At 73.8% G+C, this 13,913-nt stretch carries 10 protein-coding genes; 2 read left to right on the top strand and 8 right to left on the bottom strand.

Annotated elements, in window-relative coordinates; genetic code table 11:
• Positions 1 to 7: 7 nt before the first annotated feature.
• The 4 genes from AC1Q7O_RS00725 to AC1Q7O_RS00710 form a co-directional block, all read right to left on the bottom strand.
• Complete coding sequence (locus tag AC1Q7O_RS00725) at positions 8 to 1,903, bottom strand: reverse transcriptase family protein (RefSeq protein WP_492662647.1); 1,896 nt, start codon at positions 1,901 to 1,903, stop codon at positions 8 to 10.
• A gap of 286 nt (positions 1,904 to 2,189) precedes the next feature.
• Entirely contained in the window at positions 2,190 to 3,875 is a 1,686-nt protein-coding gene (locus tag AC1Q7O_RS00720) for an SWIM zinc finger family protein (RefSeq protein ID WP_492660183.1), read from the bottom strand.
• A gap of 2 nt (positions 3,876 to 3,877) precedes the next feature.
• Positions 3,878 to 7,048, bottom strand: coding sequence for a hypothetical protein (locus AC1Q7O_RS00715; protein WP_492660184.1), 3,171 nt, complete (start codon positions 7,046 to 7,048; stop codon positions 3,878 to 3,880).
• A 121-nt stretch (positions 7,049 to 7,169) separates the two neighbouring features.
• Entirely contained in the window at positions 7,170 to 7,952 is a 783-nt protein-coding gene (locus AC1Q7O_RS00710) for a substrate-binding periplasmic protein (protein ID WP_492660185.1), read from the bottom strand.
• 59 nt (positions 7,953 to 8,011) lie between these two features.
• Between AC1Q7O_RS00710 and AC1Q7O_RS00705 the strand changes: the two genes are divergently transcribed.
• Positions 8,012 to 8,902 carry a 5'-nucleotidase gene (locus tag AC1Q7O_RS00705; protein WP_492660186.1) on the top strand — a complete coding sequence of 297 codons (891 nt, stop codon included), beginning with the start codon at positions 8,012 to 8,014 and terminating at the stop codon, positions 8,900 to 8,902.
• Positions 8,903 to 9,023: 121 nt separating this feature from the next.
• Complete coding sequence (locus tag AC1Q7O_RS00700) at positions 9,024 to 9,734, top strand: hypothetical protein (protein ID WP_492660187.1); 711 nt, start codon at positions 9,024 to 9,026, stop codon at positions 9,732 to 9,734.
• 88 nt (positions 9,735 to 9,822) lie between these two features.
• On the opposite strand, the gene AC1Q7O_RS00695 is transcribed toward AC1Q7O_RS00700, so the two are convergent.
• From AC1Q7O_RS00695 to AC1Q7O_RS00680, 4 genes are read right to left on the bottom strand one after another with little or no spacing between them, the layout of a single operon-like run.
• A complete protein-coding gene (locus tag AC1Q7O_RS00695; RefSeq protein ID WP_492660188.1) occupies positions 9,823 to 10,935 on the bottom strand; it encodes a HupE/UreJ family protein in 1,113 nt (370 codons plus the stop codon).
• Positions 10,932 to 12,068: a hypothetical protein gene (locus AC1Q7O_RS00690; RefSeq protein ID WP_492660189.1), complete on the bottom strand. Its 1,137-nt coding sequence runs from the start codon at positions 12,066 to 12,068 to the stop codon at positions 10,932 to 10,934. Before AC1Q7O_RS00690 ends, AC1Q7O_RS00695 begins: the two co-directional genes overlap by 4 nt.
• Positions 12,069 to 12,070: 2 nt before the next feature.
• Complete coding sequence (locus AC1Q7O_RS00685; RefSeq protein WP_492660190.1) at positions 12,071 to 12,343, bottom strand: hypothetical protein; 273 nt, start codon at positions 12,341 to 12,343, stop codon at positions 12,071 to 12,073.
• Positions 12,344 to 12,354: 11 nt separating this feature from the next.
• Positions 12,355 to 13,887 carry a DUF4331 domain-containing protein gene (locus tag AC1Q7O_RS00680; RefSeq protein WP_492660191.1) on the bottom strand — a complete coding sequence of 511 codons (1,533 nt, stop codon included), beginning with the start codon at positions 13,885 to 13,887 and terminating at the stop codon, positions 12,355 to 12,357.
• Positions 13,888 to 13,913 lie beyond the last annotated feature (26 nt).

The following is a 13,913-nucleotide window of genomic DNA, read 5'->3' as shown; positions in this document are numbered from 1 at the left end:
GGCCGCCTCAGCGGCGCAGCAGGCCGTCCAGCAGCGACACGGCGATGACGAGCAGGCACACGCCGGCCGCGAACCGCCCCCAGCCGAGGTCGCGCTTCTTCAGCGACTGGCTCTGCCAGATCATCGCCAGGAAGAAGAACACCACGCTGTGCAGGCCCAGCGCCACCAGCAGGAAGCCCAGCAGCTGCAGGCCATAGCGGCCCCACAGCACGGGCTTGTCGCCCCCGGCCGCCGGAGTGGCGGCGGGCGGCGTGCCGGCCCGAGCCTGGGCTGGTGACGATGCGGCCCCGGCGGGCGCCGGCCGGCGCGCCTCGGTGCGCGCGGCGCGCTCGGCATTGATGCGGGCCTGCCGCGCGGCCTTCATCTGGCCGGCCGTCAGCGCCAGCTGCGGCTCGGGCACCGGGGCCACCTGCCACCAGTCGCCCTGCCCGCGCGCCGGCGCCTGGCCACGGGCGGCCTGCGCGCGGAACGCGTCAGCCCGAGGCGCGGCACCCGCGGGCCCCGGCAGCGCCAACGCCCGCTGCAGCAGCGCCCGGCCCTGCTGGGCGTTGACCATGTGCACGAAGCGCGCATAGCCCACCAGCGTGTCGCGCGTGGCGGCCTGGCCCTGCCAGGTGGCCGCCTGCAGCCCCTGCTGGCCGGCGCGGTGCAGCGCGGCGCGCAGCTTGCGGCGCTCCTCGCGCGACACCGACGGCTGGCTGTTGACGACGATGCCGGTCACCTCCTGGCGCGCCCCGCGGCGCATGACGCGCTGCTTGTCGGGGTGCGGCGTGAAGCCCTCGTCGCGCAGCACGTGGTGCACCTGGCGCAGCAGCTTGCCGACGCGCTGCGCGGCCTCGCCCGCGGCCGAGAAGGTCAGGTCGTCGGCATAACGGGTGTACGCAAAACCCAGCTTGGCCGCCAGGCCTTGCAGGCGCCGGTCCAGCTTGCGGCACAGGATGTTGGTCAGCATCGGGCTGGTGGGCGCGCCCTGCGGCAGCACGCGCTCATGGCCCTTGCCGCCGACGAAGAAGCGCTCGCCATCCACCGTCAGCTCGTCGCAGGCGTTCTCGCTGCACAACAGCGCCAGCAGGCTGGCCACGGCCTCGCCGTAGCCCAGACCGCGGAACACGCCCTTGATGCGCGGCTGGTGCACGCTGGGGAAGAAGTCCTTCAGGTCGAGGTTGATGACCACGTCCTGCCCGCAATGCGGCTGGGCGTTGCTGACGATGCTGCGCCCCGGCAGGAAGCCGTGCGCCGCGGCATGCACGGGCACCTTGGCGAGCAGGTTGTCCAGCACCCAGTACTGCGCGCGCTTCAGGCGCGGCATGGGCGCGGAGATGGTGCGCACGCCGCCCGTCTTCTTGGGCAGGTGGAAGCGCCGGTAATGCGTGCTGCGCGCCACCTCGCGGTGGAAGCACAGGAACTTCAGCTCCGGCAGGCTCAAGCCCATCGCCTGTGCCAGCTCCAGCGGCGTCGTCAGCGCCGGCAGGCCGGCCGCCAGCAGCCGCGCCTTGGCGGCCTCCGGGTCGGTCTCGGCGCCCAGGCCGCCCGACACGCCTTCGCCCAGGTAGCCCGCCTGCGTCTGGCGGGCCGCGTGCCAGCGCAGCGCACGCTCGTAGCGCTCACGCTCGCGGGCCTGGGCGCGCGCCTCGCGCTGTTCGCGGGCCTGCGCCATGCGCTCGCGGCGCATCGCCAGCAGCGCGGCCTGCGGGTCGCCCTTGACCTGCAGCTCGCCCTGCAACGCGGTGAGCGCCTGCTGCAACTCGGCTTCACGCTCGATGAGCGCCGCTTCGATGGTGGGTTGTTGGGCACCCTTGGGCCAGTAGCCCAGGCGCTGCATCTCTGCGAGGACGACGGCGTCCTTGCTGCTGAGGGCGATGCGGGCCAGCAGCTCCGCGCGCGAGGGCATGCGCTCGGTCATGCAGCCTCCGCGGTCAGCGCAGAAAAGGTGAGTGCAGTGCGCTTCTCATCGAAGAGCCCGAAGGGCTTGAGGGACGGGGTCTGTCCACTCGACGCCGGGCGCCACCCGCCGCGCCAATGCGGTCGAAGCGAACCCCATCGGCATTGCGCGGCGGGTGGCAGCCCGGCACAGTGAAGACGGACCCCGTGGTGCGTAGAACGGCAGTTCACAAGGGCGGCGAAACACCGCCCGGGTTGCAAGAGCCCACGCACTGCACTCGGGCGCAGTGTAGCCACGGATTTCGTCATCACGCCCCCCTGTTCTTGGTCGCATCGTCCAGCTGCGGCTGGGCCAGCTGGCGCAGCGCCAGCAAGTGCTGGCAGGGCCCGCGCCGCAGCTTGTTCTGGCTGTAGAAGTTGCAGCCGCAGTGGCCGTCCTGCAGCTGCTGGTCGGCGTTCAGCGTCAGCCGCGGCGTGAAGCTGCGCTCGCCGGCCTTGACCGTGCCGTCGATGAGCAGGCGCGACGCCTCCTGGCGGATGCTGCCGATGCGCACGCCGCCGGCATGGATCAGCGCCAGCGCCTGCGCCTCCTCGGGGCTGGCAAAGCGCAGGCGCTCCAGCGGCAGCGGCTCGCGCGACAGCTCGCGCCACGCGTAGCGGCCGGCGGGCAGGTCGAAGATCGCGCGGCCGGCCTGCACCCAGGCGGTCATCGCCGCGTCCACGTCGGCCTGCGGCAGGCCGGTGCGTGCCGACAGTTCGGCCGGTGTCGCCATCCACGTCGACTGCAGCGCCGCGGCCACCGCGAGCTGGCTGGCCTCGCTGACCTCGTGCCGCGCCTGCAGCAGGTCGAAGCGCCCGGCGGCCGACCAGTCATTGGCCGTCCAGCCCGACAGGCCCAGCGTGACGGTCACGTCGCCCATCTCGATGACCCAGAAGCTCGGCATGCCCGAGCCCAGCAGGTGCACGCGCACACGGGTGGCCAGCGCGATCAGGCGCTCCAGCGTCAGCAGGCGGCGCCGGCCCCACAGCCGCACCGTGCGCGGCTCGGCCAGCGGCGTGCCGACGACGGCGCTGCGCCGCGCGGTCAGCTCGATGTTCCACGGCTCCAGCACCATGCGCGCCGGCTGCCCCGGCGCCAGCTCGAAGCGCAGCGAGCGCGGCCCGGCGCGCTCCTTGCGCTGGCGCAGCGCGCTGCACAGGTTGTGCAGGTCCATCGGGTGCAGCTCCAGCACCGTGGCCGGCAGCGTCATCGCGCTGGACACCTGCAGGAAGCCGCGCACCCAGCTGTCGGGCAGGTCGATCTTTTCCTCGACGAAGGCCGGGTCGTCGCCGGTCGCGACGGTGAAGCCGGTCGGGTCCACGTCGAAGCGCGTGGCCTTGTAGTCGCGGATCTTCTGGAACTCCTCGAACAAGCCGGCCGAGTAGTCGATGTTGGTGGTGCCGCAGGCCATCTCGCCGACGCGGTCGAACACGTCGTGCCGGATGCTGACGGCGCAGTAGCTGGACTCGTCCTGGCTGAAGGCCTCGAACAGCAGGCGCTCGGGGTGCACGGTGATGACCGGGTCGAGCACGAACCACGCATCGCGGTTGGCCTGGTAGAGCCCGTCGAAGTAGCGCGCGCGGGCCTTGTAGAAGGGCTGCAGCAGCGCCGCCTTCTTCTCGCGCAGCTGGGCCAGCTCGCGGGTGATCGCCGAGGCCCGGGCCTTCAGCGCCTCTGCCTGGGCCATGAAGGTCGCCAGCATCCGGCCCTCGTTGGCCTGCAGCCAGGCCTGGTAGGCGCCGGGGTCGCGGCCGCGCCAGCGCTGGTCGCTGACGACCACCGCGTGCAGCGCCGACAGCGCCTCGCGGAACACCAGGTGGGCGTGCGAGTCGCGCCGCAGCTCGCCCTGGAAATGCGTGGGCGAGCGCAGCGTGTCGGGCGCGAAGCGGAAGGCCTGCGCGGTGGCGCTGTCGTCCACCGTCGTGGCGCCGTAGTACTTGTAGCGGAACTGCATGGTCAGGTCGGCACCTCGGGCTGCTGCCAGCGCAGGAAGGGCAGCGGCAGCTGCGGGTGGCGGCGCGCGATGTCGCGCAGGCCGGCGATGTACTGCGGCTGGTCGGTCAGGCTGGCCGTGACGACCTGGCGGGCGAAGATCTCGGCCACCACCGCCGCTGTCTCGGGCGCGGCCACCTGCGCGCGCAGGAACTCGGTGACGCGCGTCTTGGCAACACGGCCGCGGTGCACCTGGCTCAGCACGGTCAGCAGATAGGGCGTCAGCGCGCGCAGCTGGCCGGCCAGCGCAGCGGGGTCGTCGGTGGGCAGCGCCAGCAGCCATTGCGTGACGAACAGCTGCACGGCCGGGCTGGGGTGCTGGCTGAGCCGCGTGAGGCACAGCGCCGCGTCGGCCGCGCTCATGCGCCGCACGAGGCGGCTGCGGCCCAGCGTCTGCCCCCACGGCTGCGGGTGGTCCACCCACGCGATCAGCAGCTCCACGCTCAGCGCGTCGTCCGGCAGGCGCTCGCCGAACAGCTCGCGCGTGTAGGCCTGCGCGTCGTCGAACGTCGCGTCGGCCAGCGGCAGCAGCTCGGCCACCTGCTCGGGCGTGGGCTGCGCGGGCAGCCGTGCGTCCAGCATCTGCAGGGCCCATTGCCGCACGGCCACGTCGGCATGGCGGGCCAGCGTGGCGAGCTGGCGCAGGCTGTAGTCGCCGGCAGCCAGGCCCGGCAGCGCCCAGGCGCCGTAGCGCTGCGCGCCGCCGCTGCGGGCCTGCAGCGCGCGCCACACGCCGGACGGATCGCGCGCCGGCGCGAAGGCGGCGAGGTCCTGCGTCAGCCAGCGCAGCAGGTCGTCGTGCAGGCCCTCGCCGGCCTCGCCCTGGAACAGCGCCGCATGCAGCCGCGCGGCCAGCGTGTGGCCCAGCGGCGCGTCGCGCGCGGCCAGCCGCATCAGCGCCGGCCCCACGGCGGCACGCACGCCGGCCGCGGGCTGCGTGGCCAGCGTGACGAGCAGGTCCACCTGGCGGCCCAGCACGTCGTCCGGGAAGGCCGCCAGCAGCCGCGCGCCGCAGGCCCGCAGCTCGCCGTCCGGCGCGGACAGCAGGCGCGTCAGCGTCGTCGGCGGCACGACGGCCAGGCCGGCGGGGTGCAGCAGCAGCCAGCTGACGGCGAGGTTGACGACGGCCGTGACCGGATGGTCCAGCAGCGGCAGCAGCGCACCCAGCCCCTGCCAGGCCGCCGCGGCCGGCGCGAGCGGGCCCTGCAGCAGCGGCTCGGCCTGCGCGGCGCCCGGCGCGAGGCCGGGGTCTTGAGGGTCGGCCGCGAGCAGCGCGCCCAGCAGTTCCTGCAGCAGCGGCTCGGCCGGCGCCAGCAACGCCAGGCCCAGGCCCTGCTTGCGCACGCGGCCGTCCGCGGCCAGCAGCAGCGCCACGACGAGGTCGGGGTGCTGCGCAAACACGGCCGGGTCGCCGGCGAGGTGCAGCAGCGCCTGGTCACGCGCCGGCGCATGCGGGCTGGCCGCCATCACCACCAGCCACGGCACCTGGGCCGCCGGGTCGGCCAGCGCCGCCAGCCGCTCGCGCACGGCGCCAAAGCCCAGCGCGGCCGCGGCCTCGTAGTCGCTGCGCAGCAGCGCGGCCAGCACGCCGGGTGGCTGCTGCTGCACGAAGGCAGCATGGTCCTGCAGCGCGCGTGCCGCCACCGCCTGCACCAGCCCGCTGCGGCTGCGCAGCGACAGCTGCAGCAAGGCCTCGGGGTGGGCGTCCCACATCGCCTGCAGCGCCTCGGGCCGCTGCGCGAACGGGCGACTGGTGTCCAGCGGCTGGAACGTCCACCAGCGCGTCGCCCGCGGACTGGCGTGCAGCCCCGGCCACCGCGCCAGCAGCAGCCGCTGCACGAGCAGCCAGCCCGAGCCGCGGGGATACAGCCGCGTCACCGGCTCATAGCGGCCGTTGACGACCTCCCAGCGGCGCTCCTCGCGCGGCGCGGGCTGCTCGTCGTCCACCAGCCCCAGCAGCAGCCCGACGGCCAGCTCGGGCGCATGCGCATGCCCCAGCGCAGCCAGCCGGCGCAGCTGGCGCCAGGCGCGCAGCCGCAGGTAGTCGCGCGTGCGCTTGCCAAACGCGCGGGCCGGCGCACGCACACCGCCCGTGGCGCGCTGGATCCACCCGCCGGTGGCGGGCGACACGTACTGCCGGCCACCCACCTGGCCCAGCGCGGCCGTGCCGGTCTCGAAGCGCGCATGCAGCAGGCCCACCACCTCGGCGTCGCGCCGCAGCTCGGCGGCCTTGTAGACGTAGCGAATGCCCTGGAAGTGCGGCGCCTGCAGCGGCAGCGCCTGCAGCAGCCGCAGCAGCGCGGCGCGCGGCTCGGGCTGCGTCCAGGCGATGTCGTACCAGTCCAGCAGCAGCTCGGGCCAGGTGGCGCCGCGCTGCGGCAGCGCCGCCTCCACGCGGGCCAGCAACGCATCGCTGGGCTGGTCGCCGTGCAGCTCCTCGCGCCAGCCGGGCAGCAGCGTCTCGGCATGGGCGGCACGCCCGGCCGGCGTCTGCAGCATCAGCCACGCCTGGCGGGCCATGCGGCAGGTGGCCGGGCTGCGGCCGCGGCGGGACAGCTCCTGCATCGCCTCGGCGGCGCCCGCGTCGCCCAGCCGGCCGATGGCGGCGGCCAGGCACAGGTCCAGCAGGTCGTCGCCGCTGCCCAGCAGTTCCACGAGGCGCGGCACCAGGCCGCGCAGCGCCTGCTGCACGGCGCCGTCGGGCGCGGCGGCATCGCCGACCTCGGCCACACGCCACGCGGCCCGCGCGCGGCGCGGCGGGGGCAGCAGCTTCCAGCGCGCCGGCTGGAAGCGGGCGACAAGCTGGGCGATCGCCGGTGGCACATCGCCCGCCGGAGCAGCCGGCCCCGGCGCCGTGGCAGCGGGCTGCGGTGCCCAGTCGGCCAGCTCCGGGAAGCCGTCGTGCGCCAGCAGTTGGTCTCCGGCGGCGAGGCGGCGGCGCAGGTAGTCCAGCGCGCGGCGCCGGGCCTCGGCCAGCTCGCAGGGGCTGGGCGTCAGCGTCGACTCGCGCGTGGCATCGCGCACCGTCACCACGTGGCGAGTGTCGGACGCGAGGTCCAGCGCCACCAGCTCGACGACGCAACGCTGCGCCGGGTTGCGCGATCGCGCCAGCGTCGCGCGGGCCATCTTCTGCATTCGCAAGCCTCCCCAGCCCACTCTTGAACAAGATCGTCGGCGACCGGCCTGCCCGGTCGCGCGGGCCGCATGGTAGGGCCGCGCGGCGGCCGCCCTGCCTCCCAAGCTTGGGGGGCCGCCGTCAGCCCGCGGGCAGCGTGCGCGCCACCTCGGCCGCGGCCGCGATCTCGCGCGCCACCAGCGGCTCCACCAGCCCGTCCCGGTGCAGCAGCTCCACCGCGGCATTGAAGGCGGCCAGCAGCGCCGCGCCGCCGTCCTGCGTGCGCGGCAGCGCCAGGTGGATGGCCGTGGCGCCCAGCGCCGCATTGCCCGCCATCACGCGGCCCTCGTAGGCCGCCAACTGCTGCAGCATGCGCCCGCCCAGCTCGGTGACCACCGCGTAGTCGATGCGTTCGCGCAGCAGCTTGGCGAAGTTGTGCACGTCGCTGGACACGTCCTCGCAGACGAAACGGCCCTGGCGCCGCGCCGTGTCGAACGCTTCGCCGTAGGACCAGCCGCGGATGACGCCGACGCGCTTGCCCTGCAGGCTGTCCAGCCCCTGGTAGGGCGCGCCGGTGGAGTACACCGCCAACCGCTCCAGGAAATAGGGCTGGCTGAACAGCCAGCGCTGCTCGCGCTCGGGCGTGCGGATGACGGCGCCGGCGATCAGCTGGCCCGCGTCCACCTCGGTCAGCATGCGCTTGAACGGCAGCGCGCGCAGCTCGCAAGGCCGGTGCATGGCCGCGAAGGCCGCGCCCACCAGCGCCGGGTAGATGCCGCGCGCAGCCGGTGACGCGGCGGCGCGGTACATGGTGGGCAGGCTGCCCTCGTCGAAGCCGATGGCGGTGGGCGGGGCGTGCAAGGCCTGCCCCCGGGCCAGCCCGGCCCAGGCCAGGCAGGTGGCAAGGCAATCTCTGCGTTTCAACGCTTTTCTCCCTGTGCCGTTCCATCCTAGGCCCGCGCCCCTGCCGCGACAATCGGCGCATGCCTGCCACGCTGAACGGTCAACTCGTCGTCGCGATCTCGTCGCGCGCCCTCTTCGACTTCGAGGCCGAGAACGAGGTGTTTGAGGCCCATGACGACCATGCCTACATGGCGCTGCAGCAGCGGCTGCTGGACGAGCCGGCCGCGCCGGGCGTCGCGTTCTCGCTGGTGAAGAAGCTGCTGGCGTTCAACGCCGGCGGCACGCCGCGCGTGGAGGTGGTGGTGCTGTCGCGCAACGACCCGATGTCGGGCCTGCGCGTGTTCCGTTCGGCCCGGCACTACGGCCTGCCCATCGAGCGCGGCGTGTTCACGCGCGGCGCGTCGCCGTGGCGTTACCTGCGGCCGCTGTCGGCGCAGCTGTTCCTGTCGGCCAACGACGACGACGTGCGCCAGGCGCTCGCCGCCGGCGTGGCCGCGGCGCGCGTGATGCCGCAGGCTGCGCGTGCGTCGGCGGCGCACCCGCACGAGCTGCGCATCGCGTTCGACGGAGACGCGGTGCTGTTCTCCGACGAGGCCGAACAGGTCTTCCAGCGCGACGGCCTGGCGGCCTTCCAGGCCCACGAGACCCAGCACGCCCACCGCCCGCTGCCGGCCGGCCCGTTCAAGCCGGTGCTGCAGGCGCTGCACGTGCTGCAGCAGGTGCCCGGCATGGCGGTGCGCACGGCGCTGGTGACGGCGCGCAGCGCGCCGGCGCACGAGCGCGCCATCCGCACGCTGATGGACTGGGACATCGAGGTCGACGAGGCCATGTTCCTCGGCGGCCTGGCCAAGGGCGAGTTCCTGCGCGAGTTCGAGCCGGACTTCTTCTTCGACGACCAGGTGGGTCATGTCGAGAGCGCCGCGGTGCACGTGCCGGCGGGCCAGGTGACGGCGGGCATCGCCGCGCGCTGAGCGCGGCTGCGAGCGGCCACGCGCGCAGGACTTCGAACAAGGGGGTAGCGCCCGCATCGCCCTTTCGGGGGGCGCCAGGCGCCACAGAATCCCGGCCACCTCAACGACTCTCCGGAGCCCCATGTCGATTCGCGGCCTCGCCCTCGCCCTGTCCCTGTCTGCTGCCGCGTGTGGCGCCCACGCGCAGTCCGTGCCCCTGGTGATGGAGACGGTGGGCATCAAGATCGGCCAAACCGCCGCCGAGGTGGAACAGGTGGCCCGCGCCCTGGGCTACAAGCAGGCCCGCGCCACCGCCTACCCCGCCAAGTTCGGCCTGCCGCAGCGCATGGCCGAGGTGACTTTCGAGCGGCCGGGGCCGGAGATCGGGGCCACGGACTCCATCGCCGTCGCCTACGGCGCCATGACCGGCAAGCTGGTCGCCGTGAGTCGTTCGGAAACGTACGCGAAGCCCTTGATCGTCGGCGAGGTCGTGAAGTCCCTGGACCAGAAATACGGCCCCCACAACGGCCGGCCCGGCACCGGCCAGTTCGGCTGGGTGGACCGCGCGGCCGGCGCGCAAGGGTCGCTGCCCGCCTATTGCCATGCGATGAGGGGCACGGTCAACTACATGGCCATCCTGGAGAACGCGACGGCTGCCGGCTGCAAGCGCGCCATACGCGTTGACTTGAACCTGCAATCCGACAACCCCGACACGCCTTTCAAGCAGATCCTCGTCAGCATGGTCGACTTCGAGACGATGACCGCGGAGGGCCGCCAGCTGGGCAAGCTGCTGGCGCAGGAGCGCGAAGGCGAGTTGAACAAGCAGAAGCAGCAACCGCTGCCGAAGCTGTAGGCGGCAAGGCGGCACGCCGGGCCGAGACCCACAGGGCGCGGCCGATGGCCGAGCGGCCAGTGCCGGCGCAGCACCCGCCGCTCCGGCCTCAGGGCAACAGCTGCAAGGCCAGGCTGCGCTCGATCAGCCACAGCAGGGCCAGCGCGGCGATGGCGCTGGAACCCGCCGGCACGATCCAGCGCCGGTAGACCGGGCGCTTGCGCAGCAGCACCGCAAACGGCAGCAGCAACGCCACCGCCGCGAGCTGGCCCAGCTCCACGCCGACGTTGAAGCCCAGCAGCGGCAGCACCAGCTCAGGCCCGCGCAGCCCCAGGTCCTTCAGCGGCCCCGCAAAACCCACGCCGTGCACGAGGCCGAACAACCCGACCATCGCCCAGCGCGGGCCGGGCACGAAGGGGCGCAGGTTGTCCAGCGCCGCCAGCAGCACGGTCAGCGCGATCAGCGACTCGATCCCGCGCGACGGCGGGTCGATGGCACCGCTGGCCGCCAGGCCCAGCGTGATGGAGTGCGCCACGGTGAAGGCGGTGACGAGCTTGAGCGTTTCGCCCAACGCACTGCGGCCGCTGGCGCGCGGCGCCCAACCGATGCCGTCGCGGTGCCACACGGCCACGAGGATGAGCGTGGCGAGGAAGAGCAGATGATCCAGCCCACTGGCGATGTGGGCCATGCCGTCGACGACGAAGCTGCCCAGGCCCGCGCTGCTGGCACTCAGCCGCTGCGGGGCGCCGCCGGGCACCAGCACGAGCGGCTCGCCGGCCGTGCCGACGAGACGGGCCAGGCCGCGATGACCGGCGTCGGTGGCGGCAAAGACGCGGTAGTCCAGCACCAGCTCGCGCACGTCGGCCGGGCAGTGCCAGCGCGTGACGAGCACGGCATACATGCCGTCGCTGTGCTCGTCCAGCTGCGGCGGCGCGGGCTGCTCGCGCGTGCAGGCGACGCCATCGGCGGTGAAGCGCAGGCCGGTGTCGGCCAGCGCTTCGATGTCGGCCCAGCGCGCGCGCACCTCGCCCCAGGCGAGCGTGCCGTCGCCATCGGCATCCAGGCCGAGGTCACGGTCGAGGTCGCGCAGCGCGAGGTCGAGGCGCTGCTCGACGGCGGCGCCGTGAACGCGGTAGCTGAGATAGCCCTCGCTGGACTGGTGGGCCCAGGCACGGGCGCCGGCGCAGAACAGCAGCAGCAGGACGAGTCCGCGAAGAATCAAGAAAGCAGGCTCCGGTCGAGGGCGGCGAGCCGCGCATCTTGCCAGCCTCGCTCGCGCACGAAGCGGGCCAGCTCGCGGCGCGCGGGCTCACCGTCGCGGCCGGCGGCCTGGGCGGCGCGCAGCAGCAGCACGGCATCGGCCGGCTCGCGCTGCCAGGCCCAGTTGGCCTGCGCCAGCCGCAGTGCCTCGCGCGGCTGGCCGGTCACGTCGAGCGCAAAGCGGGCCTGCTCGCGGGCGTGGCGGCCGGGTTCGCGGCGGTCGGCGGCGGCGAGGCTGTCGCGCAGCCGAGCGGTGGGCGCAGTGGCGTCGCGGCCCAGCCGGCGCAGCGCGATGACGTGGCGCAGCAGCAGCGCATCGGCGTCGCTGCCCTGCGTCAACGCCAGCGCGTTGGCCGCGCGGTCCCGGGCCAGCAGCCAGTCGGCCAGCGCGGCGCGGGTGTAGACGTCGTCGGCGCCATGCAGCGCCTGGCGGTACAGCGCCGGCGCGGCGGCATCGCCCTGGCGCTCGGCCAGCTCAGCGCGCATCAGCGTCAGCCATGCGGGCTCGTGGCGGCCACCGCCAAGGCGGGCCAGCGCGGGGGCCGCCTCGGCAGCCCGGCCGGACAGGCTGTCCAGCTCGGCCAGGCAGGCCGCCGCGGGCAGCGGGGCGAGCGGCTGGAGCTGCTCGCACAACGCCCGCGCCGGCTGCAGCTCGGCGCGCAGCTGGTGGATGGCCGCGGCGTCCAGCAGCGCCTGCGCGCGCAGCGCGGGCGCCAGGTCGCCGCGGGCCAGCAGGCGTTGCAGGTCGGCCTGCGCGGCGTCGAACTCATGCCGCGCCTGCTGCACGCGGGCGCGCAGCAGCACGGCATCGGCGGGGGCGTCGGCGCGCGCCCACCAGGGCGCCAGCGCAGCCTGGGCAATGCCCAGCTCGCGCGGGTCGCCCAGCGTGCGGGCGCGGTCCAGCGCGGCGCGTGCGGCGGCCACAGCCAGCGGCAGCTGGGCCGGGTCGCGCGCCAGCGCTGCGCGGCGGGCGCGCTCGGCGGCGTCCATGCGGTAGGGCAGCCGCTGCACGACGTCGGCGTCGTCCTTCGGCGTGAAGGGCTCGGCCGCCGCCGCGAGCGGTAGCACCAGCAGCAGGGCCAGCAGCGCCTTCATGCTCAGATCGCGTAGGGCTCTTCGGTCTCGCTGGTGAACGGCTCGCCGGCCGGCAGCGTCAGCGCGTCGCTGGTCTCGTCACCGGTGGCGCGCGTGTTCAGGTAGCCGACGAAGGCGTCGCTGGACGTGATGGCGCTGTCGGGCACGGCGGTCTGGGGCATGGGCATGGGCGCCGGGCCGGGCGCCGGACCGCTGCTGTCGCCGCCCCCGCCGCCACAGGCGACGAGGGCCAGGCTGGCGGCACCGGCCGCCACGGTGGTCATCAGGGTGCGCATGGCGGCCTCCTTCACTTGGCGCCCGGGATGGGCGTGTTGAGGTACGGGAAAGCAGGCAGCAGCGGCACGACGGCCTGGTCCACCGCGTCGTGCAGCTTGAACGCGGTCGCGCCCAGCGGCACGGCCGACGGCTTGCAGGCCGCGCCGAGTGCGAGCTTGTCCGTGTCGCCGTTGGCCACGCACAGGCCGCCCATCACGGCCACCAGCGAGATGTCGACGACGTCGTCCTTGGGTCGGCGGCCGTTGGGGTAGCCGGCGTTGTCGCTGCCGCTGGCCAGGATGTTGCCGACGATGCCCAGCCGGTTCTGCTGCGCGAACGGCACGGGCGCGATGGCCGTGTTCAGCCGCAGCATCTCCGAAGGCGTCACCGTGGCGAGCTGGTTGACGCCCTTGATGCCGGTCAGGAAGGTCGTGACGAGATCCGTGCGCGGGAAGTTCGTCGGCGCCGTGTTGGGCAGCGCCAGCGCGATCTCCAGCAGCGCGGGCAGCGTCGGGTTGGTCACGTAGTCGGCGAACTGGGCGTCGTCCTTCGGCTTGGACGCGTTGAACTTGTCCTTGTCCTTCAGCCCGATGACGACCTCGTTGACCAGCGGCATGCCCAGCCGCGACACCTGCACCCACGCGCCGCCGGCCTTCTCGGTGGTCTGGTGGCCGCTCTTGGGCGTCGGGTCCAGCAGCCGGCCCTGGCGCAGGCTGGCGGTCGTCCAGCCGCCGATGACGTCGCTGCCGGCGCTCTTCAGGCAGTCCTTGTGCACCTCCAGCGCCAGCGTGGTGACGTTCTTGTCGCCGATGGTGTTGGGCGCGGCATTGATCAGCGACGGGTCGGTGATGACGGAGACCGGCGCATTCACCAGGTCGAAGATGGTGCCGAGGTTGACGGCGAACGGATCCTGCCGCTGGCCGACGAACACCTTGGCCGGCATCGCGCAGCCGGGGATGGTGATGGGGTAGACATGCTTGGCCGCGTAGCCGGCGTAGTCGGCAATCGTCTTGCCGCCGATGTTGTCGACGGGCTTGTCGAACGTCGTCACGCCGCTGGTGGCGTGCGCCACGGCCTGCGCCGTGCCGCTGCGGCGGTCGCCGCGCACCACCGTGACGGTGTAGCTCTCGTTGACCTGCAGGTTGGCGTCCTTCACGTTCGCCACGGCACCGCTCTGGATCAGTGGGATGCCCACCGACTTGCCGCCCACCGTCAGGCTGGTGCCGGCGCCGCCGTTGGAGAGCCGGTTCTTGAAGCGGAACTGGAAGGTCAGGTCTTCCTTGGCGTCGCCGGTGTTGTCGATGTGGATCTCGTACAGCGCGTTGGGGTCCAGCGCAAAGTAGTTGGGGCCGCCGTAGGCGTCCTGCAGCGGCAGGTAGTTGGCGATCAGCGTGACCATGCCGTCGCGGCCGGCCTCGTAGCTGCGGAACAGGTAGAAGTCCGTCGCGTCGACCTTGGGAACCGTGGTGATGAAGGGCGCTTCACGGTGGCTGGACGCCTGGGCGCCGGCGGCCAGGCCGAGCAGCAGCGCCGCCAGCGCGATGCGGTGGAGTCGGGCAGTCATGGGGGGCATCCTGTGTGGCAATGCCG

The sequence above is a fragment of the Roseateles sp. GW823-FHT07B05 genome (assembly GCF_058794515.1).
Note: the sequence above shows the minus strand (reverse complement) of the source record. Positions and strands in the feature narration are given on the sequence as shown.

What these genes read in the sequence shown, in the direction of transcription:
- AC1Q7O_RS00720 (WP_492660183.1), bottom strand. Translation starts at nt 3,875, where the DNA reads ATGCAGTTCCGCTACAAGTACTACGGCGCCACGACGGTGGACGACAGC.
- AC1Q7O_RS00705 (WP_492660186.1), top strand. Translation starts at nt 8,012, where the DNA reads ATGCCTGCCACGCTGAACGGTCAACTCGTCGTCGCGATCTCGTCGCGC.
- AC1Q7O_RS00680 (WP_492660191.1), bottom strand. Translation starts at nt 13,887, where the DNA reads ATGACTGCCCGACTCCACCGCATCGCGCTGGCGGCGCTGCTGCTCGGC.
- AC1Q7O_RS00725 (WP_492662647.1), bottom strand. Translation starts at nt 1,903, where the DNA reads ATGACCGAGCGCATGCCCTCGCGCGCGGAGCTGCTGGCCCGCATCGCC.
- AC1Q7O_RS00700 (WP_492660187.1), top strand. Translation starts at nt 9,024, where the DNA reads ATGTCGATTCGCGGCCTCGCCCTCGCCCTGTCCCTGTCTGCTGCCGCG.
- AC1Q7O_RS00690 (WP_492660189.1), bottom strand. Translation starts at nt 12,068, where the DNA reads ATGAAGGCGCTGCTGGCCCTGCTGCTGGTGCTACCGCTCGCGGCGGCG.
- AC1Q7O_RS00715 (WP_492660184.1), bottom strand. Translation starts at nt 7,048, where the DNA reads ATGCAGAAGATGGCCCGCGCGACGCTGGCGCGATCGCGCAACCCGGCG.
- AC1Q7O_RS00685 (WP_492660190.1), bottom strand. Translation starts at nt 12,343, where the DNA reads ATGCGCACCCTGATGACCACCGTGGCGGCCGGTGCCGCCAGCCTGGCC.